General features: G+C 24.5%; 15 protein-coding genes. 9 read left to right on the top strand and 6 right to left on the bottom strand.

Annotated features, from left to right (window positions below):
* Positions 1-152: 152 nt before the first annotated feature.
* The 4 genes from feoB to Q1J60_RS06585 form a co-directional block, all read right to left on the bottom strand.
* Positions 153-2,162, bottom strand: coding sequence for a ferrous iron transport protein B (gene feoB / locus Q1J60_RS06600; RefSeq protein ID WP_300259795.1), 2,010 nt, complete (start codon positions 2,160-2,162; stop codon positions 153-155).
* Positions 2,163-2,320: 158 nt separating this feature from the next.
* Complete coding sequence (locus tag Q1J60_RS06595; RefSeq protein WP_300259793.1) at positions 2,321-2,542, bottom strand: FeoA family protein; 222 nt, start codon at positions 2,540-2,542, stop codon at positions 2,321-2,323.
* 30 nt (positions 2,543-2,572) lie between these two features.
* Positions 2,573-2,791, bottom strand: coding sequence for a FeoA family protein (locus tag Q1J60_RS06590; RefSeq protein ID WP_300259791.1), 219 nt, complete (start codon positions 2,789-2,791; stop codon positions 2,573-2,575).
* Between the two features lie 49 nt (positions 2,792-2,840).
* Positions 2,841-3,101, bottom strand: coding sequence for a FeoC-like transcriptional regulator (locus Q1J60_RS06585; RefSeq protein WP_300259790.1), 261 nt, complete (start codon positions 3,099-3,101; stop codon positions 2,841-2,843).
* A 723-nt stretch (positions 3,102-3,824) separates the two neighbouring features.
* Here Q1J60_RS06585 and hcp point away from each other — a divergent pair.
* Both hcp and Q1J60_RS06575 read left to right on the top strand, forming a co-directional pair.
* Complete coding sequence (gene hcp, locus Q1J60_RS06580; RefSeq protein WP_300259788.1) at positions 3,825-5,480, top strand: hydroxylamine reductase; 1,656 nt, start codon at positions 3,825-3,827, stop codon at positions 5,478-5,480.
* 1,939 nt (positions 5,481-7,419) lie between these two features.
* Positions 7,420-7,995 (top strand): hypothetical protein, encoded by a 576-nt coding sequence (locus Q1J60_RS06575; RefSeq protein WP_300259786.1) that lies wholly within the window; start codon positions 7,420-7,422, stop codon positions 7,993-7,995.
* 182 nt (positions 7,996-8,177) lie between these two features.
* On the opposite strand, the gene Q1J60_RS06570 is transcribed toward Q1J60_RS06575, so the two are convergent.
* Positions 8,178-8,996 carry a nitroreductase family protein gene (locus Q1J60_RS06570; RefSeq protein ID WP_300259784.1) on the bottom strand — a complete coding sequence of 273 codons (819 nt, stop codon included), beginning with the start codon at positions 8,994-8,996 and terminating at the stop codon, positions 8,178-8,180.
* 294 nt (positions 8,997-9,290) lie between these two features.
* On the opposite strand from Q1J60_RS06570, the gene Q1J60_RS06565 reads away from it, so the two are divergent.
* The 7 genes from Q1J60_RS06565 to Q1J60_RS06535 all read left to right on the top strand — a co-directional run bounded on the left by Q1J60_RS06565 (position 9,291) and on the right by Q1J60_RS06535 (position 19,150).
* Positions 9,291-9,617: a winged helix-turn-helix transcriptional regulator gene (locus Q1J60_RS06565; RefSeq protein WP_300259782.1), complete on the top strand. Its 327-nt coding sequence runs from the start codon at positions 9,291-9,293 to the stop codon at positions 9,615-9,617.
* A gap of 252 nt (positions 9,618-9,869) precedes the next feature.
* On the top strand, positions 9,870-11,792 hold the full coding sequence (locus tag Q1J60_RS06560) for an FUSC family protein (protein WP_300259780.1): 1,923 nt from the start codon (positions 9,870-9,872) through the stop codon (positions 11,790-11,792).
* Positions 11,793-11,969: 177 nt separating this feature from the next.
* A complete protein-coding gene (locus tag Q1J60_RS06555) occupies positions 11,970-12,383 on the top strand; it encodes a hypothetical protein (RefSeq protein WP_300259779.1) in 414 nt (137 codons plus the stop codon).
* Between the two features lie 818 nt (positions 12,384-13,201).
* Positions 13,202-16,405 (top strand): DEAD/DEAH box helicase, encoded by a 3,204-nt coding sequence (locus Q1J60_RS06550; protein WP_423249119.1) that lies wholly within the window; start codon positions 13,202-13,204, stop codon positions 16,403-16,405.
* Between the two features lie 474 nt (positions 16,406-16,879).
* Positions 16,880-17,548, top strand: coding sequence for a DUF3592 domain-containing protein (locus Q1J60_RS06545; protein WP_300259775.1), 669 nt, complete (start codon positions 16,880-16,882; stop codon positions 17,546-17,548).
* 214 nt (positions 17,549-17,762) lie between these two features.
* Positions 17,763-18,449 (top strand): pseudouridine synthase, encoded by a 687-nt coding sequence (locus tag Q1J60_RS06540; RefSeq protein WP_300259773.1) that lies wholly within the window; start codon positions 17,763-17,765, stop codon positions 18,447-18,449.
* A gap of 14 nt (positions 18,450-18,463) precedes the next feature.
* Positions 18,464-19,150 carry a hypothetical protein gene (locus Q1J60_RS06535; protein ID WP_300259771.1) on the top strand — a complete coding sequence of 229 codons (687 nt, stop codon included), beginning with the start codon at positions 18,464-18,466 and terminating at the stop codon, positions 19,148-19,150.
* Between the two features lie 124 nt (positions 19,151-19,274).
* Here Q1J60_RS06535 and fliB read toward each other — a convergent pair whose 3' ends face one another.
* Positions 19,275-20,429 (bottom strand): flagellin lysine-N-methylase, encoded by a 1,155-nt coding sequence (gene fliB, locus Q1J60_RS06530; protein ID WP_300259769.1) that lies wholly within the window; start codon positions 20,427-20,429, stop codon positions 19,275-19,277.
* Between the last annotated feature and the right edge of the window lie 350 nt (positions 20,430-20,779).

Here is a 20,779-nt window from a genome sequence, read left to right as displayed (position 1 = left end):
AATATAGTAGTTTTGAATAGAATATGTTTTGAGTTTATAGATAAAAAACTAGTTTGAATTGAAATAACCAAGAGATTATTGGAAGGAGATCTCTTGGTTATTATAATAATTATAACTAAATTGAATAATTATAATTAGAAGGCGTATTTAATTTATTTAAAACCTAGTAATAATCCAACTTGATAAACAAGTGTTGATAAAACTAGAGCAATCACAAATGTATATACAGCTGAGAATATAGTCCATTTCATAGAGTTAGTTTCTCTTTTTATTGCTCCTAAGGCTGCTAAACAAGGTGTGTATAAAAGAGTCATAACTAAGAATGAGACCGCTGAAAGTGGAGTAAATACCTGTTGAATTACATTTATTAAGGCTTCTCCTTCTTCAATTCCAGCATAAACCATACCCATTGTTGCAACTACTGATTCTTTAGCTAATATACCAGTTATTAATGATACACCAGCTTGCCATGTTCCATATCCAGCTAGTACAAATAATGGAGCAACAAAGCTACCAATCATACCTAAGATAGAGTGTTCACTATTTGGTTCAACTCCTAATGGTAATACTGATAGAGCCCAAAGAACTATCATCATTGGGAATATAATCATTCCAGCTTTCTTGAAGAAAGCACCTGCTTTTTCCCACATTAGTAGGAATACATTTTTTATAGATGGCATTCTATAAGCAGGAAGTTCCATTACAAAATATGAAGATTCACCTTTAAATAAAGTTTTACTAAATATTTTTCCACTTATTAAGGCAACTATAATACCTAGAACATATAAGCTAAATAATACTAAACCTTGATGAGTAGGGAAAAATGCTTCAACAAATACAGCATATATAGGCATTCTAGCACCACAAGATATAAATGGATTAATAAGTATAGCTATCATTCTGTCCTTTTTGTTTTCTAAGGTTCTAGTAGACATTATTCCAGGAACATTACATCCAACTGAAACTATCATAGATACAAAGGTTTTTCCATGTAATCCTAAAGCTCTCATAAGTCTATCCATAACATAAGCAGCTCTTGCCATATAACCACTATCTTCTAAAAGTCCTAATAAGAAGTACATAACCATGATTAGTGGTAAGAAAGAAAGAACAGCACCTACACCACCAAATAGTCCATCATTTATGAATCCTACTATTAATTCAGGAGCACCCATATTAGCAAGCCAGTCAGAAACAATTACACCTACTTTAGCTATAAGATCTCCAAACCATTCCTGAATTCCAGCACCAATAATAAAGGTTAATTCATATAAGCAATACATAATAAGTGCGAAAATTGGAATTCCTAAATATTTATTTGTAACTATTTTATCTATTTTTTCAGTAGTTGTTACCTGTTTTTTACTAGGTTTTTTTATTACATCTTCAGTAATTGATGATATAAAAGAATATCTTTTATCAACAATACACATATCAGCTTCAAAGCCTATATTGTTTTCTATTATCTTATTACTTTCTTCAAGCTTAGCAAATATACTTGAAATATTTAATTGTTTAATTTTATCTTTTATATATTGATCATTTTCTAAAAGTTTTAAAGCTATCCAATTAACAGGAAATTCTAATTTATTTTTATACCTTTCTAGGCAAGAGGAAAGGTTTTTAATTTCATTTTCAATATCTTTACCATAATTTATACTAATAAGTTTTTCATTTTTCTTTGTATTAATAGAAGTTTCTATTAATTCTTCTATTCCTCTATTTTTTAAAGCTGATGTTTTTATAATAGGAACACCTAATTTTTTAGAAAGTTTATTTGTATCAATTTCTATATTTAAAGCTTCAGCTTGGTCAATCATATTAAGAGCAATAACCACATTTGCTCCCATTTCTATAAGCTGAGTAGTAAGGTAAAGATTTCTTTCTAAATTAGTTGCATCAACAACATTTATAACTACATCAGGTTTATCTTTTAATATATAATTTCTAGCAACAATCTCATCTTCTGAGTACGCTCCTAAGCTATAAGTTCCTGGTAAATCAATTACTTTATAGCTTTCACCTTTAAATTTTAAAGTACCTTCTTTTTTTTCTACTGTAACACCGGGCCAGTTTCCTATATGTTGTCTAGATTTAGTAAGTAAGTTAAAAAGGCTTGTTTTACCACAGTTAGGATTACCAGCTAATGCAATAGTTAACATTAATTTTCCCCCTTAATAAAGTTTTAAATTTAATAAAATACCGAATACCAACCATGAACGGCTAAAGAAAAGTCTTTCATATAAAACATTTATATATTAATAAATAAATTAAAATATAATAATATTCATTATCGATTAAAAGTAAAAATATATTGCTTTTAGATTTCTTTAACAAATATCTTGTTTGCTAAAGTTTTATCTAAAGCAAGACGCGATCCACTTATACTGATTATTAGGCCTGTAGTATCATTTTTAATTACATCTATAATATTCCCATTTGAAATTCCTATTTCCATAAGTCTTTTTCCTAGGGAATCATCAATAAGCATTTTTTCTATCTTAATAGAACTACCTTCTTTAGTGAAAGACATAGGTATCATAAAAAAGTTCCTCCTTAAATACATTAAGTATTAAACTAAAATGCTTTTAGCTTCATTTTTTCTTAGAGTTAACTTATATCCTCTTACAATTACTTCAATAGGGTCACCAAGAGGAGCCTTACCTGTGATTTCCAAAGTAACTCCAGGAGTAATTCCCATATCTAATAATTTTCTTTTTACAATACTATCTTTTTCAATTCCTTTAACAATAAGTTTTTCACCTACTTGTTTTCTTTCTAAAGTATCCATTTTGTATATTCCTCCTAATTATAAAAATCTTAACTTTATCTAATTAAAATTATTTTTGTAAAACTAGTAATCCTTTTTCAGTTATTTCCCAGCCAGAAATGGAGTTCAAACTTTTAGAGCAACCACATCCGCAAGAAGAGCATTGATCTTGAGAACATCCAGATAAAGATATTTTTTTAATATAGCCTTTTTGCTCTAGTTGTTCTTTATAAATCTCAACCATTGTTTCACTTATATTAAGTTCTTTAGCAATAGTAGAGGATGAGAATTCATTTGAATTTTTCATTATTTTTAAAATAGCTTTTAACATTTTGTCACCTCTTTACATATCTAAGAAACAAATGATAATCAATATCAATTGTTATTATAAGGAATTTGATAATTAATTTCAATTGATTTTTATATAGAATACTTCTATTAGAGTAAAATAACTCATTTAGAAATTGATTTACTAGTAAAATACTGGTATTAACTTCAATTTCTATTTTAAAAGAATAAAATACAAAATTAAGTTATTAGATAATAAATATAGAAGTTGGTAGTTTATTAGTTTAAAAGTTTTAAATATATTTTATTTGAAATGAAAATAAAAAAAGTGAGAAATATATTCTCACATAATTAGTAAAATAAATTAATTGAAAAATTAGTTTTGAAATGAGGTTACTAAAATAGCAATATAAGTTTATACATAATTTTTATTAAAGTGAATTTGATGTTTAAGTAAATTTGGATGGAATTTAAATAAAGGAGATGTGGATAGTAAAAAAGTTTCTATATAAAATCATACTGTAAAAAAGTAATGAGATGTTTATGTATAAACCTATATAATTATCTATATGTAATTTTTAGGTTTTTGTGAATGTAACTGTATCAAAATATTGAGTCATTAAAAATATAATTTGAATAATTAATAAAATGTATAGGTTTAATTATATTAAGAAATAATATCCATGAAAGGATTTATTTTTTTATGAATACAATAATTTAATTTTTATATTAATTATACTAAACAAAATTTAAAGGAGGAATTAAATTGGAAAATTCATTAATGTTTTGTTATCAATGTGAGCAAACAGTTGGGGGAAAGGGATGTACTAAAAGAGGGGTTTGTGGTAAGACTCCAGAAATAGCAAATCTTCAGGATTTATTAATTTATCAATTGAAGGGGATATCATGTTATGCAAAGAAAATCATTGACAAAGGAGGAGATATTGATCAAGAAGTGGTGAAGTTTGTAGAAAATGGGCTATTTACAACCTTAACCAATGTAAACTTTGATCCAGAAGTTCATATTAATCTTTTGAAAAAATCTCAAAAGATAAAAGAAAAACTTAGAAAGACTGCTCCAAAAGGAGAATATCCAGAGCACGCTACATATAATTTAAGTGAGAGTAAAGATGAGATGTTAAAAGATGCTATTAAAGCTGGAATAATGTATGATGATAGCTTAGATCAGGATATAAGATCTTTAAGATCAACAATTTTATACGGATTAAAAGGAATAGCAGCATATGGACATCAAGCTAGATTTATTAATTTTGTAGACAAGGAAGTAGATAATTTTTATTTTAAAGCTTTAGAAGCCACCACTAATGATAAACTAAGTTTAGAAGAGTTAATAGAATTAACTATGAAAACTGGAAATATAGCTATTGCAGTAATGAAGTTATTAGATTATGCTAATACAAATAAATATAAAAATCCAACTCCTCATAAGGTAAATGTAACTTTAAAAAAAGGACCTTTTATAATAGTATCAGGACATGATTTAAGAGATTTAGAAATGCTTTTAGAGCAGAGTGAAGGAAAAGGAATAAATATATATACACATGGTGAGATGTTACCAGCTCATGGGTATGATGGATTAAAAAAATATAAGCATTTGGTTGGGAATTTTGGATCTGCATGGCAAAACCAACAGAAGGAATTTGATGACATTCCAGGATGTATTTTAATGACAACAAATTGTCTAATGCAACCAAGGGAAAGTTATAAGGATAGAATATATAGTACTAGTGTAGTTGGTTGGGAAGGAATAAAACATATAAAAGCCGATGAATATGGAAATAAAGATTTTTCAGAGATTATAAACAAGGCACTTGAACTTGGTGGATATGATAAGGATGAAGAAGATAAAGAAATTTTAGTTGGATTTGGACATCAGGCTACTTTAAGCAATGCAGAAAAAATAGTTTCTGCAGTTAATGATGGAAAGATAAAACATTTCTTTGTAATAGGAGGATGTGATGGAGCAAGAGCTGGAAGAAGTTATTATACAGACTTTGCAAAATTAGTACCTAAGGATTGTATAATTTTAACTTTGGCTTGTGGAAAATATAGATTTAATAAATTAGAGTTTGGGGAGGTTGCAGGATTACCAAGATTATTAGATATAGGACAATGTAATGACTTGTATTCAGCAGTTAAAATAGCAACAGCCTTAGCTGATGCTTTTGATACTAATGTAAATTCATTGCCTCTTAGCATAATACTTTCATGGTATGAACAAAAAGCCGTGGCTGATTTATTGGCACTATTAGCTCTTGGGATAAGAGGAATATATTTAGGACCATCATTACCTGCTTTTTTATCACCAAATGTACTTCAATATTTAGTAGATAACTTTGATATTAAGCCAATAAGTACTCCAGATGAAGACCTTAAAAGTTGTTTAAGACAAAATTTATAATAAAATATTAAGAAGTTATATCGAAAAGGAATAAATTGGTTTTATTAATTTATATAAAAAAATTTGATATGGCTTCTTAGTTATAATAGCAAAAGAAGTTCAAAAGGAATTATTAAGATAAGCAAATAGCTTTATGTAAAATTAATACTAGTTTAAAGTAAACATTAAAAAATAAGAGAAAGAATTAACTTTCTCTTATTAAGAGTGATTTTAAAAAGCAAGACCTAAGTCAAATTTGTAGGTTTATGCTTTTTATTTTGATTAAGATTTAGATTAGTTTAAAGGAGATTTTAGGGGATAATATTATAGGGGTCTTTAGTTTATTACATGTATACTTTTGTTATTTTGCTTTAAGTAATTTTTAGATACTATATTAATAGAATTACTTAAATATAATGTTCTTTAGTTCCTTTTTATTTAAATAGTTTATTCTATTATAAACTCTATGTAATTATGTAAAATGGATTGAATCCATAATTTAGCTTATAAAATAAATGTGTAGCTAATTTTCAAAAAAAAATTAGAGGAGAGTATTATAGCTACACATTTAATTAACTATAGTTTGTAGTTGTGTTATTTTAAATATCTATATAAATTTTAAATATTTATATAAAATGGACACTATTTTGAAAGTTAGCTATTGATAAAATATAAATTATTTGATTTTAAAATTTAAAATATATAATTTTTATATCTTCATTAAAAATTATAGACATAGTTTTAGATTCCTATACAATTTAGATGAAATAATTTAAAAATTTATAAAGTATTTATTAGGAGTTTAGTTTTTTATTAATAAGGTCTTTCCATCTTAGAAAAAAATATTAGTGTCAGCAAAACTATTGTTTTTCCAAAAGAGTTCATAGTATTAAAATGTTTTTTTACAGGGATGACTTATTTCAAAAATATAGTTTATACAATCATAGAACATATTCCAAAATAAGTTTAAATCCTTAAAGCTTTCAATTTCATAGATTTTAATATTCACAATTAAATATGTAAAGTTTACAATTAAATATAAACTTTAGCATTAATCCTCCTTTCAAATTATAAATTTAGATATATTAAATAAAATAAATCAATTAAAAAGTAGGGTTCTCTTAAAATAGAAGGAGATTTTAAAATGAGAACCCTTAATAAGTATGAGTTTTAAATTATATATTTATATATATGATTTTCTATGATTAGATATTAATCCGAGGATTAACTTTAATAAATTTTAATTGGCGTGATTTACTTTCAAGAGCCAGAATCAGCTGAGGGATTAGCTAAACAAACTAGAAGATTTTTAATACCAGTTGTAATATTTTTGCTTATAGTTATTTTTCTTAGTATAAAAATAATTAGATTTTTGGGAGTAAGAGATTTTATAAACATTTTAGGAATTATTTTAATATTATTTAGTATATTACTACATGAATATTTCTCAAAAAAATGCAGATGTTGAAATGTGCTATTCTATTAAGTAAAGATTAGCTTTAGTTACGTCTAATACAGCTAGAACAAAGAAAAGATTCATATTTTTGAACGTTTTCTAAAATGTGATATTTGAGTTTTTTACACCTTATAATATGGAATTTTATACTAATTGATATAGAGTTTATCTCAGGAAATTTATTTGCATTTTGATTTATAAGTTTAGTAATAGGCGTTGGAGATTTTATGAATGTTTATAATACGATAAAGCTGCTTCCTAAAGGTGCTATAACTCAAATTTCTGAATTAAATTCTTATTGGTTTTTTAAAGAAAAATAAATCAAACATATATAAAATAAATTTAGGTATATATAAATTGAGAAAAATTTCAATATAAAAAAGCAAGTGATTTTACTTGCTTTTTTTATTATTTTTTAGAGAAAAAATAATAAAAAAAATGATATAATAAGTTAAAGTTTTATTTTACTTGATGGATAAAAATTAGAATTAGGAGGAATTCAAGATGAATTTTTTTAATAAAAATGAAGAAGAAAAGAGTGCTGTAGAAGTTGCTGTAAATGAAGAAGGGAATGTAGAAAATGTTACTTTTGATAAAAATGACGCTGTAGCATATGGTTTTGATTTAGAAGCTGAATTAGAAGAGTCTGAAAAAAATAAAGAAAATAATGAAGTGGATGACCAAGGAGAACTTTTAAATCCAATACCTACACCAATTAAACAAGGCGAAAATATGTTAGACTATGTTGTTACTCTTTCAGATGAACAAAAAATTAAGTTGAATGAGCTTATACAAGCGAATGATTTTTCAGGAGTAAGTAGATTGCTTTCAGAGCATAAAAGGATAATTTCAACTCCTAAAGAGTTATTTAATATAGTTTTAAACTTTAATGATAGCAAAATAATTCCTTTTAAATCTGCCATTGTACTAGCATTAGATGAAATAGATGCATTTAATGTTTTAGCAAGGAAATATCCTATAATAAAGGAACTTGAAAGAAATAAAATATCAATAAAGAGAATTAATAGGGTTCAACAATCACAAGTTATTTTTATAGATGGAGAAATGAAACTATCTTAATTTAATATTGGAATTTTTAATAGTATTTTATTACGATTATATATTAGGTTATAATATATAAATTTTATTAAAATATAAAAGAGATTTTATGATTATATTTAAATCATAAAGTCTCTTTTAATTTATCTTAAAAAATATTGAATTTTTAAATAAAATTTTAATATAGATCCTTTATTGTATAATTACATCCAAGCTATGTTAGCTTCTTTTCTTGGTACAGTTCTTTTATATTTAACTTTAGGATAACCAATAACCATACAGTTTACTAATGATTCATTCTCTTTTAGACCTAAGAATTCATTTATTTTAGGATTTACTTCAGATGCTCTTTGTAAAAATCCACTAAAATATGTTCCAAGTCCTAAAGCATTAGTCATAAGCTCCATATTAGATGCGGCAAGAGAAGCATTTACAGTAGATTCTGATTTAATAATTATAAGCACAGGAGCTTTAAAGAATAGTTTATCTTCACCATTTGGATCTTCTAAGAAATCATTATACATTTTAATCCACATATAACAATATCTTTTTATATTTTCAGGAGTAGTTGCTTTATTTAATAAGTTTTCACCTAGAGATTTTAATGTTTCAACTACTATTTTTCTAAGCTCTTGAATTTTATCTTTTACAACCACATAAGAAACATTTTGCATATTACTACCTGTTTGAGTAAATCTTCCCGCTTCTATTATTTTTTTTAGCTTTTCATCTTCAACATCTTTGTTTTGGAAAAGTCTTGTACTTCTTCTGAATTTAATAAAATTTAAGAGCTTATCTGGATCGATATCAAAGCTTTCTTTATTATATTCTTGAATTTTACTCATATCATAATCTAAATCAGAAACAGCTTCCTTAGGACAAATAGCAATACAGTGTCCACATTCTATACAACTTTTATTTTTTATATGGGCTTTACCATCTATTATTTCTATGTCACTAACTATACAATCTTGAATGCAAAGAGTACAACCTATACATTTGCTAGTATCTACTTTCATCATAATAAATCAACCTACCTATCTAACAATTATATATTTAATTAAAATTATAGTAATAATTAAATATTAAGACAAGTACGCAATATTTGTTTAGTTACTTACAAAAAGTTAAGTGTTAAAGTTAAGTTTATTAGTTCTAATATTATATAATTTATAGTGCATTTAAATTATATAAGCTTGAGAGAACGAGAAATTATTTGTTAAATGTTTTATAAAATAAGAAATAAAATGGGCTATTAAGAAATATTATTATGTGATATTATTAAGCAGTAAAATAAATTTTGGGACCGGTGCTATATGAAAAAACATAATAAAAGTAATATTAATGAAAAGTATATAGAACACGCTTTAAATGTTTTAAGTGGTAAATGGAAACTAAAAGTTTTGTGGGAAGTTTATAGTTATGATAGTATAAGGTTTAATCAATTACAGAAGAATGTTGAGGGAATATCTAGTCTTATGCTAACAAGAGTTTTAAAGGATCTTATAGATAATAAACTTTTGGTAAGAACTCAATTTAATGAAGTACCTCCACATGTTGAATATTCTTTAACTGATCTAGGAAAAAGTTTATGTCCTATAATAAGGCTTCTAGAGGGGTTTGGTAAAAGTATATTACAATAAAATATAATAGCAAAATTAACATTTACTTAAAATAGAGTTTAAAATTAAAGTTTAAAATAATAGTTTTAATATTCAGATTAGGTATGAATATTAAAACTGTTTATTTTTTTATTTAATTTTAATCTTTAAAGTTTATTTATTAAATATAAATTAAATAATCAATAAAATATGGATAAAATGCAACTAAATATATGAAATTTAATATAAAGATATTTAAAATAATTAAATAATAGTTTGAAAGAAGGGGAAATATTGGAATTAAGCAATATAAAAGAAATTTTTAAAAAGGCATTACCACCAACTATTTTATCAATTGTCTTACTTGTGATAAATTTAAGCTTTTTTGGATATATTAATATAATTGTTGCAACTTATATGACTTTGACATTTATAAGAATGAGAACATACTTAATAATTGAAAGTAATATTTTAAAGCCATTATTTTTACACTTAGCTATAGGTCTATTTGCATCTGTTGCAAGTATGAGTGGCATTTTAGAGATGTTAATAAATTTTTTTGGGATAATAATACTGGTTTATTTACTTACAGATGAATATAATCCAGATAGTTATTTTCCTTACTTAATGGCTTTCATTTTTCTTCAAATGTTTCCAGTAAAGTTTAATCAAATTCCTAACAGGATTTTAGGGATTTTTATATCATACATAATAGTTTATTTAGCTCTAATGATTACATCACCTAAAGGAGAAGATAATAAAATTCAGCAACTAATAAAAAGTGGATTTGAAAATATTTATTTTCAATTTAAACATCTTTATTATGATGATATAGATAAAGTTAAAAGTGAACAAATAGAGCTTTTTGATATCTGTAGGGAGCTTAATAGATTTGTCTACTTGGGTGGAAGAAGAAAGTATTATCAAGTTATAGTTTCATTTCAACATATAAATAACCTTATACACGATTTAAAAAGTTCAAAGGAAATAATTGAGGAAAATAAAAAGGAATTTAAAAAATTTTATAAGCTATTTAAATATCTTGAAAATAATTTTAATGATTATAAGTTATGTGCCGAGAAATTAGAGAAATTTGAAAAAGAATTTAAATTTCATAATAAAAATTTTACTTTTTATACAAGTTTAGTTTTAAGGTATTTATCAGAATCTATAGAGCATTTGAATTATCATAGATTTAACTTAAGGAAGTTTTTAAACTTTAAAAATAATAAGGACTATTTTCAAGTTTATAGTAAATATAATTTTAAACTTAATGAATTTAAACTTAGATTTGCTATAAGAATGTCAATTATAGTAACATTAGCTTTCCTTGTAATTAGAATATTTTCATTACCAAAAGGGTCTTGGTTACCAATGACAATTTTTATTTTAGCTCTTCCGTTTTATGAAGATAGTAAAGCAAGAGTTTATGCTAGGTTTAGAGGAACTATTTTAGGAGTTATACTAGCATTTTTATTATTTTCTGTTTTTAAAGGATCAACCATGCATTTTGTTATAATTTTAGTTACAACATTTTTAATGTATGCTTTTAAAGATTATGCAACAATGAGTATATACGTAACTTGCTATGCTTTAGCTATAACTACCATATCTATGAATAATGGGGAAGCAGTTATATTAAGATTAGTATATACAGGAATTGCAGCTATAGTAGTACTATTTGCTAATAAATTTATTTTGCCTAATAAAAATAATGTTGAACTTATAAATATGGTGAAAAAATTGATTGATTTAGATGTAGTTATGGTCAGTAAAGTAAGAGAAGCACTAGGAAGAAAATTTGATGAAATGGAGTTAAGAAGAATTATTTATTCCTCATATTTAATTAGTGGTAGAATACAAATGCATACAAATCATAGTGATAAAAAAGAAGATAAATATATTAAGAACTTTATGCTTTCAAATAGTGAATTTACCACTTCAATTATAAACTATGCAGTTGTTTTAAGTAATTCAAATAAAGAAGATTTAGATTATGAGTACATAAATGAAGGTATAAACTTAATTGAAAAGAAATTAACAAGTTTTAAAGACGAGCTTTTTTATAACTCTCAATGTATAGGAAAGTCCTGTGAAAACATTCAATTAATAAAGCATCAGGATAATTACAAGAATTATTGTTTAATTAAATGTGTAGATAGAGTTTATAATATTGAAAAGAATTTAAATGCATTAAAGAGAATAATAATAAATTAAAATAATCACTAATAAAATAATAATAATTTTAATATTCAACTTGAAAAATCTTTTGTTTTAATATTAAAAATAAAATTAACTTTTTGGATAATTTCAACATATTTAATTATTTATATTCATATATAAATAATAGTTGCCTAAATTATATCTTTAGGTAAAATTGAAGGAGGAGTAGAGATGGATTTAAATTTAAGATTCAATTATAAAGAAATTTATGGTGATTTGGATTCTAATATAAACGAAGTTAAAGAGAAAAATGAAAGTATAGATGCTTTTTGTTTTAATTGTGAAAAAGGCTTTAGTGTAAATGATGGAGGATATTTCATTATAGATGAGCCTTATTGCTCTTTAGAGTGTGTTATAGAGGCAATAATAAAAGAAATAAATACTGAGTTAATGATTAAAAGGATAAATAAAGAAAATATTGACTTAAAATATTTATATAATAGTTCAGTTAACAAAAATTTACTTCACTTGAAAAATCATTATAATTTAGACTCTGCTCAAAAGGAAAGAATAATAGAATTTACCAAAGAAAAAGGAGAATTATATTTAGTAGAATTTTTAGAAAAAGTCTTATATGATGATTAAAATTTTAAACAATGTATGTAAGATATTAGTATAAAATAGTGGACAAGTTTTATCTAACAAGGAAGAGTTTCTTATAAGAGTTAATAGTAAAAGATTGCATTTAGCTCTTGATTATAATACTTCTAATGAGATATAATTTAATATTTTGAATGTAGCCTAAATAAGTTTTAATTTTGGTGTCAGAGATATTGACACCAAAATGCATTTCTTTAGTTTTTGTACAAATTATAAAAGAAAATATATTAAGTATATTGGAAAGCTAAACATTTATGTGTAGCTTATAGAGTGTTGACAAAGGCGATATTCTTTAATAAGGATAGTTTATCTATCCTTATTTTTTTATATATTTATTTAATGTATGATGACTAAAAATTACCTGATTGTTTAAACCAATATAAGTTGATAAAATCAAATTAACTTAATGAATTATGATTTTAAGTTTAAAAGCAATTTTATTATAAATAGTTTGGAGGCAGAGAAAAGAATAAATATGAATATATTACAATAGAATTTGGAGAAGGTTAGAAAACATTTCTAGTTACTTAGATAAAAAAGTTGCTTTAATAGGAAAGTCAGATAAGATATATGGTGGAATATGTATAAACGTAGGATGTATTCCTACAAAAAAATCTTAGTATATAAAGCAAAATGTCCTTATATAAAGAATTAAATACATTTAATTCCAATAAGTTGAAGAAAATTAAAGGAGGTGTAGTTTTAATAGATATAGATAGAAAACTAAGTACTGAAAAATTAAAACTTAAGTGGAGTAGAATTTGTAATTATGTTAGAAATTGAAAATAAGGAGGGATATGTATTTGGACTTAGATGTTTTTATCAAGAGTTTAGTAAGGCGAACTTCCAGTTTTACTAGAGAACAAGGTAAAAAGTTAATTAAGGAATCATATGTTAAAGATGTTAAAGGCAAGAGTATAGAGGGGATTTATCATATTTATGGAAGTGTATTAAATGATGATAAAAACTGGTATTATAATACACACATAAAAATAAATATGAAAAATAGTGATATTATAGGAATTAATTGTAGTTGTGAAACATTTAAAGAGAATAGTAAGCATATAAAAAATTATGTGTGTAAACACATTTCTGCAACTAATGATGTTTTTTATTCATTAGCAAAGAAGAAGATGCAAAATAATAAATTAAAAAGTAATAATAGTTCTGAATTAGTTAAAGATAAAAATGAGGAATATAAAGGGAAAGAAAAAAGATTTTTATCCTTAGATATAAATATTAAGCATATGGTGAAAAATGGAATTAATTTATTTAACTGTGAATTTAGAATTGGTGTAGGAAATTTAAATTTAATACTTGATTTAAAAGATTTTTTATATAAAAATAGCTTGAAAAAGTCTTTGAAATTTAATGATAGATTTACTTATAATCCATTAAGAGATGAATTTTTAGAAGAAGATAAAAAAGTGTTTCAATTTGTAGCAAGTCATAAAGAAATTATTAATGGAAAATATTTAAGACTTAAACAAAATAATCTAAAGAATTTTCTAAAATTAATTGATGAAAATAAGAAAATAAATTTTAATTTCAACTCAATTAATTATGAGGTTAAGGTGAAAAAGGAAAATGTTCCAGTGGCATTGACTTTAAAGGAAGGTAAAGAAGGATTTATATTAAGTCATCATAAGAAGTTTCCTGTTATTTTAAATAACTCAGGAGATGTGATGTTTTTTGATAGAAATTTATATCTTCCAAGGAAGAGGCAGTTAGAATACTATATTCCAATTCATAAATTTTTTCTTAAAAATAATATAATTATATATAAGAAGAGTTTAGAGAATCTAAGAAAACTATTAGAAGAACTGAAGAATATAAGTAAGAATATAGTTCTAGATGAAAATGTTAGAGTTTTTAAAGAAAAACTTATGAAAACAACCTTTACTTTATATAAAAATAATGGGGAAATTTATTGTAATGTAAAAATTGATTATTGTGGATACATAATTGATTTAATAAGAGATGAGAAAGACAATAATTTTTTAAGAGATCTAAAAAATGAGAAGTATATAGAATTTCAACTTGAAAGATTTAAGTTCATAAAGAGAGATGAAGATTTTTGTTTTATAGGAAATGAAGATGAAATGTATGAACTTTTCTCTAAGGGAATTAAAAGGCTAAAGGGCTTTGGAGAGGTTTTATTATCTGAAGAATTGATTGAGTTTAAGGTTTTAGATTCGTCACTTATTTCGTCAGAACTTATAGAATTAGACAATTTTTATAAGCTTAAGTTTGACTTTGGAGATTTTGAATTAGGAGAACTTAGAGAAAGTATAGAGGCTATGAAAAAGGGAGATATTTTTTATAGAACTAAGAAGGTTTATTTAGATTTAGAAGACACTGGTATAGTAAACTTTTTAAATCTTTTAGAGGATTTAGGATTAGAAAATATAAAAGCTAATGAAGTTTATATAGATAAGAGTAAGGTTTTATATATTCAAGAAAAATTAAAAGATAGAAATCTTTCCTTTATAAAGGGTGGAAATGTTCTTCAAGAAATAGTTAGAAAGCTTCTAAATAAAGACTTTAAGAGAAAGCTTGTTCCAAAGGCTTTAAATGCAGAACTTAGACCTTATCAAAAAGAGGGATTTAAATGGATTAATGAAATTACTGATTTGGGTTTTGGTGGAGTTTTAGCAGATGATATGGGACTTGGTAAAACCCTTCAAATAATAGCCTTTTTATTATCTCAGAAAAAAAGCAAAAGCATAGTAGTTGTTCCAACTTCAGTTATATATAACTGGATGGATGAGTTTAAAAAGTTTGCTCCAAGCATAAGAGTTGGATTAGTCCATGGTAGTAAATCTAAGAGAGATAAGGTTTTAAATGATTTTAAAAGGAGCCGCGGTATTAAGATAGAAGATGCTAATTTTAAAAAAAAGTCCTATGAAAAATATGATATTTTATTAACTACATATGGAACTTTAAAGAATGACGAAAAAGCCTATGAAAACTTAAGTTTTGATTATTGTATAATAGATGAGGCTCAGAACATAAAGAATCCATTAGCACAAGCAACTTTATCTGTTAAAAATATTAAATCAAGATGCAATATTGCCTTAACTGGAACTCCTATAGAAAATAATTTGATGGAACTTTGGTCAATATTTGATTTTGTTATGCCTGGATATTTATTTACTAAAGAGAGATTTAGAGAAAGATTTATTTTAGATGAAAGCAATTTAAGTGAATTAAAGTCATTAATAACACCTTTTATTTTAAGAAGACTTAAGGAAGATGTTTTAGGTGAACTTCCAGAAAAACTTGAGAAAAAATATTTAGTAGAGATGAAAGGAAAACAAAAACAGTTATATAGTTCATATGTAAAGGCAATAAAATCTCAATTAAATGAAAATAAAAGTTTTGAAAAGAGTGAAAGAAATAAAATTAATTTATTTGCTTATTTGACAAAATTAAGAGAAATTTGTCTAGATCCTTCAATAGTTATACCAAATTATAATGGAGGAAGTAGTAAACTTACTGTGGTAAAAGAAATTGTAAAAGGTGCTAGTGAATCGGGAAAGAAGATTTTATTATTTTCTCAATTTACTTCAGTATTACAAAAAATAGAAGAAGAATTTAGAAAAGAAGAGATTTCTTATTTGTACTTAGATGGAGGAATTTCTGCTAAGGAGAGAGTTGAGAGAGTTAAAAAATTCAATGAGGATAGTAATATTAAGGTGTTTTTAATATCTTTAAAGGCTGGAGGAGTTGGACTAAATTTAACTTCTGCTAGCATTGTTATACATTTTGATCCTTGGTGGAATCCAGCTATAGAAGACCAAGCAACAGATAGAGCACATAGATTTGGACAAGAAAATAAGGTTGAAGTTATAAAGTTAGTTGCAAAGGATACTATTGAAGAAAAAATAGTGTTAATGCAGGAAGATAAAAGAGAACTTATTCAAAGCTTAATGGATGGAAAAACTATGGATGGTAATGGATTAAAAGGTCTTACGGAAGAGGAAATTATTAAATTATTTAAGTAAGGATTTAATAAAAGAAAAAAGCTAAGATGTTTAAAAATCTTAGCTTTTTCTAATCTTACTATTATCTTTAGTTGGTGGCAAATCAAGTTAGAGAGTTTAAATAAATAAGACTAAAAATCTTATTTATACATAAAAATCATCCAAATTATTTTTAAAGTAAAGAAGGTTGTTTACTCTAAAAATACAATATAAAAACAGGCTAACAGAAAATTCGAAAAGTTTATAGTATAACCATACGTTCCTAAAGTATGTTATTAAATTTTAAATATACTATAATTATATTATAAACTACTATTTGAAATAGATAAACTAATTTTTAAAATTTGGTTAAAATAAATATTTTTACTAAAGAAAAAAGTATAATTTTATCTTATGAAGAAATTATTATTTAGGAAATTCTAAGGAATTTATAGGTAATATAATTTAAATAGTAATATTATTAAAGTTATAGTTGAATATAAAAAGGGGAATTTTATGAAATTAGAAAGAAAAAACAGTAGGATAATATTTTTTATATTTGGAGTTGTTTTTGTTTTAAACTCCTTAAGTCCAGTCATTGAATTATTGTATATTAAAGCTAAAGGAGAAAGTACAGAGGCAAAAATAGTTGCATATGATTTTATTCAAAGACGTAGCAGAAACGGAAAAGGTAGTTCTTACAAGTGTGTTCCTATAATTGAATTTTTTGATGGAAAGGAAAATTTACAAGTTCCTGTAACAATGAATTCTTTAAGTGAAGAATTGGATATAATAGGATTAAATGTTAAGGTTAGCTACTTGAAAAATACTCCATCTAAAGTAATAATAGATGATAAATTATTTTGGTTATATGAGATATCTAATTCTTTAGTATTTGTTGGTTCTTTTTTATTAATAGTTATGCTAAGTCAAATGTCTGTAGAAACATATAGGGGAAGAGAGTTAACCTTTGATGTTCCTACAAAGAATAAGATAATATTTTTAATTTCAGGATTGCCAGGAGTTATAGGGACATTTCTTAGTTTTTACTATGGCTTTATTACATTAAAATATAATGGGTTAGGTTTTACTTCGGGAACCTTAATATTATCTTTATTGATAATAGGAGTATACCTATTTGGAATAGTTAATTTTGTTAAAAGAAAAAATAATTATTGGGGTTAGATTTTATTATAAATTCTTTGAATAGTTAATTTACAATTAATTAACTTGACTTTTTAGGGACTGACAAATTATGTTGGTTCCTTTCAATTTTACATATTTTTTCTGGTATGTTAGTTTTGAAAATTATTCATTAATACTGTTATAATTAATTGGATTAATTTAAAGCTAATATAAATAATAATTTGATTTTAGGAAGGAATGTTTATAATTACTAATGAGAATAAATAAGCTTTTTAGCAATTTTGGAATATGCTCTAGAAAAGAAACTAATAAAATTATTAGAGAGGGAAGAGTTATTGTTAATGGTAAGCCATGTATTGAGGGGCAATGGGTTGAATTAAGTGATGAAATACTTTTAGATGGAAAAACATTAGTTCCAAGGGAAAAGATTTATATAGCACTTAACAAGCCTGTAGGAATTGTATGTACTGCAGCAGAAGAAGTTAAGAATAATATAATAAATTATTTAGGCATAGATGATTATGTTTTTCCAATAGGAAGGCTAGACAAGGATTCGCAAGGATTAATAATTTTAACTAATGATGGGGATTTAGCAAATGAAGTTTTAGCAGCAGAAAATAACCATGAAAAGGAATATATAGTAACCTTAGATCAACCATTCTATGATGATTTTATTGAAAAGATGGAGCAGGGTGTTGAAATATTAGGACAAGAAACAAAACCTTGTAAAGTTAAAAGAATAAATGAAAATACTTATTCAATAATATTAACTCAAGGGTTAAATAGACAAATAAGAAGAATGAGCAAAGTTTTTGGATTTAATGTAGTTAAGTTAGAGAGAATTAGAATTCTTAATATAAATCTTGAAGACATAGAATATGGAAAGTGGAGATATATAAATAGGGAGGAAATTGAGATTTTAGAAAAACTTATAAAGTAGTTAAGGGGATAACAATGGAATACGATAATAAAGTAAAAGTATGGTTTACAAAGTTTGTGGTAATTTTAGTATCTATAGTAATTTTTTATTCAATTATATCTGATTTATATAAAATTAGTTATCTGGAATTTAAAGGAGTAGAAACAACAGGAAAGTTAATAACTTTTGATGAAAAGATTAATTCTGGAAAATATAAATCCAAATCATATATTCCAATTGTAAGAATAAAGGTTGATGGGCAAGAGATTGATGTTCCTGCAAATTTAAATAAAATTGATAAAGATTTAGTTGACTTTGTTGGAGATGAAGTGAAAGTTAAATATTCTTCAGAAGATTATAATCTTTTAATTATAAATGATAAAAAATATCTATTAAATATAATTAATTACAATATGTTAGGATTTCAAATTTTAATAATTGCTTTATTAGGTGTTTGTATGAAGGCTACTTGTGGAGAAGATGGTAAAATGAAGTGGATTATTGGAAAGAAAAATCCAGTTTTTAATTTGTTGTTTTGGACACCAGGCTTAGTATTTTCATTTTTATGGATTTATTATCAAATAATATTAGGAAAGTATGCATTAGAACAGTTCGATTTCATAGGTGCATTAAGTGCAGTTATGTTTTTATTAGTTTTTATTATTATTACAGCTAATTTTATTAAAAAAAATAAGAAGTTACATAAAGTTTTAATAAAATAATATAAAGATTAAGATAAACTATAGAAATATGTTTTTTAAAATGAAGGGAGTGTATAAAAAATAAGTTTTATTATTATATTTTGATACACTTCCTTTATTTTTTATTATATTAAGTAAAGATATTTTAAAAATTATGAGTTAAAATATCGTTAAATACTTTATTATGTTCTAAGTCTTTACTTAAAGCTTGAATTACATATATTATATTTTTTTCTGAAATTTCATTTTTGGATGAGATATTCCAAAGTATTAAATAGCTTTTTATTAGTTTATAAGTATTTATAAGCTTATCAATACTTTCATTTAAATTTCCATCTGTATTAAACGGGATTATATCCTTGAAAATTTGATTTACTAAGTAATTTTCAAATATATATGAGTATTGATTAAAGTAATTATCTAATGATTTTAAGTCGTATTTATGTATATTATCAAATAAATTTTGATTATTATTTAAATCTGATAACAAGATTTTTAACCTAGTACCAATGACTTTTCTTAAAAGATTTTTATTTAATATAATCTTAAAAAAGTTATTAGTAATACTAATTGGAGAAGCTATGTTAGAATCAATAAATTGAGTTATATGTGATGGATCTTCATTGATTTTTTCAAGTAAATCTTCAATTTCACAAAAGTTTTCTTCATTTTTTAGAGATTCTAGATTTTTATGAAAGGCTTTTAATATACTTAGTCTCTCTTCAATAGAAAAATTTCTGTTTTGTATAATATTTATTGATATAATTCTTATATCCCAAAAGTACTGAATTAAATTATCTGAATCTATAAAAGCTTCAGTATCTATTACTCTATGTATTTCTATAGAATCTTCATCAAGTTCTTCTTCTATTTCTATAAATTCCATTTTTTCTTTGTTTAAAAAAGCTTTAGAACAAATTTCTTGACAGGAAGGAAGTCCACTTTTCTCGTATATATCATCTATAATGTTAAAAACTCTCGGATATCTTCTGCAGGTTATAGATAAATTTTCTTCTCCACATTTATCATGGATTTCACAGAGTAAGTTTTCATTTAAAAATGGACATTTATTATTTTTTGTTATTTTCATAAATCCATAATTAAATGAATTATCTGAATCAGAGTTTTTTAGGTATTTTCCATTTATTAATTCTTTTAGCTTTCCTTTATCATTTTCATACTTCTTAAATGTATTTTCATCTATGTTAATATCCCAACCGGCACAACAGGTATCAGTGCAATTAGGACCTATGCATTTAAATGTCATCATATATTTTGGAATAAAAAAATTTGCTTTCAAAACAACACCATCTTTCGTGTAAAAATTATACTTCCTTAATATTTTATCATTTAGTTTTATAAATAGTTAGTAATTTTTTGAAAAAGTAAAATTTAGTAAGAATGCATTGACTTCCTGACGGTATTTGTGTTTGATATAATAATATGCTTTTAGAGCATAATGCTAAGTGTAATTTAATTAAAGAATTTATTTAAGATAAATAAGATGTAAAAAAACAGTCAACCTTTAAATCTTGGCTATTTTTATTTAAATAATTACTTTTAATTTTAAATAATATATATTTATAAACTATTTTTAGTTTTCTCAATACACTCTTTTTTTATAAGTTTAGAATTAGTAAGTAATTTTAT

Origin of the sequence: Clostridium sp. (assembly GCF_029258205.1) — a bacterium.
Taxonomy (GTDB): Bacteria; Bacillota; Clostridia; order Clostridiales; family Clostridiaceae; genus Sarcina.
This window is presented reverse-complemented; position numbering and strand designations above follow the sequence as displayed.

What these genes read in the sequence shown, in the direction of transcription:
- feoB (WP_300259795.1), bottom strand. Translation starts at nt 2,162, where the DNA reads ATGTTAACTATTGCATTAGCTGGTAATCCTAACTGTGGTAAAACAAGC.
- Q1J60_RS06595 (WP_300259793.1), bottom strand. Translation starts at nt 2,542, where the DNA reads ATGATACCTATGTCTTTCACTAAAGAAGGTAGTTCTATTAAGATAGAA.
- Q1J60_RS06590 (WP_300259791.1), bottom strand. Translation starts at nt 2,791, where the DNA reads ATGGATACTTTAGAAAGAAAACAAGTAGGTGAAAAACTTATTGTTAAA.
- Q1J60_RS06585 (WP_300259790.1), bottom strand. Translation starts at nt 3,101, where the DNA reads ATGTTAAAAGCTATTTTAAAAATAATGAAAAATTCAAATGAATTCTCA.
- Q1J60_RS06575 (WP_300259786.1), top strand. Translation starts at nt 7,420, where the DNA reads ATGAATTTTTTTAATAAAAATGAAGAAGAAAAGAGTGCTGTAGAAGTT.
- Q1J60_RS06570 (WP_300259784.1), bottom strand. Translation starts at nt 8,996, where the DNA reads ATGATGAAAGTAGATACTAGCAAATGTATAGGTTGTACTCTTTGCATT.
- Q1J60_RS06565 (WP_300259782.1), top strand. Translation starts at nt 9,291, where the DNA reads ATGAAAAAACATAATAAAAGTAATATTAATGAAAAGTATATAGAACAC.
- Q1J60_RS06555 (WP_300259779.1), top strand. Translation starts at nt 11,970, where the DNA reads ATGGATTTAAATTTAAGATTCAATTATAAAGAAATTTATGGTGATTTG.
- Q1J60_RS06545 (WP_300259775.1), top strand. Translation starts at nt 16,880, where the DNA reads ATGAAATTAGAAAGAAAAAACAGTAGGATAATATTTTTTATATTTGGA.
- Q1J60_RS06540 (WP_300259773.1), top strand. Translation starts at nt 17,763, where the DNA reads ATGAGAATAAATAAGCTTTTTAGCAATTTTGGAATATGCTCTAGAAAA.
- Q1J60_RS06535 (WP_300259771.1), top strand. Translation starts at nt 18,464, where the DNA reads ATGGAATACGATAATAAAGTAAAAGTATGGTTTACAAAGTTTGTGGTA.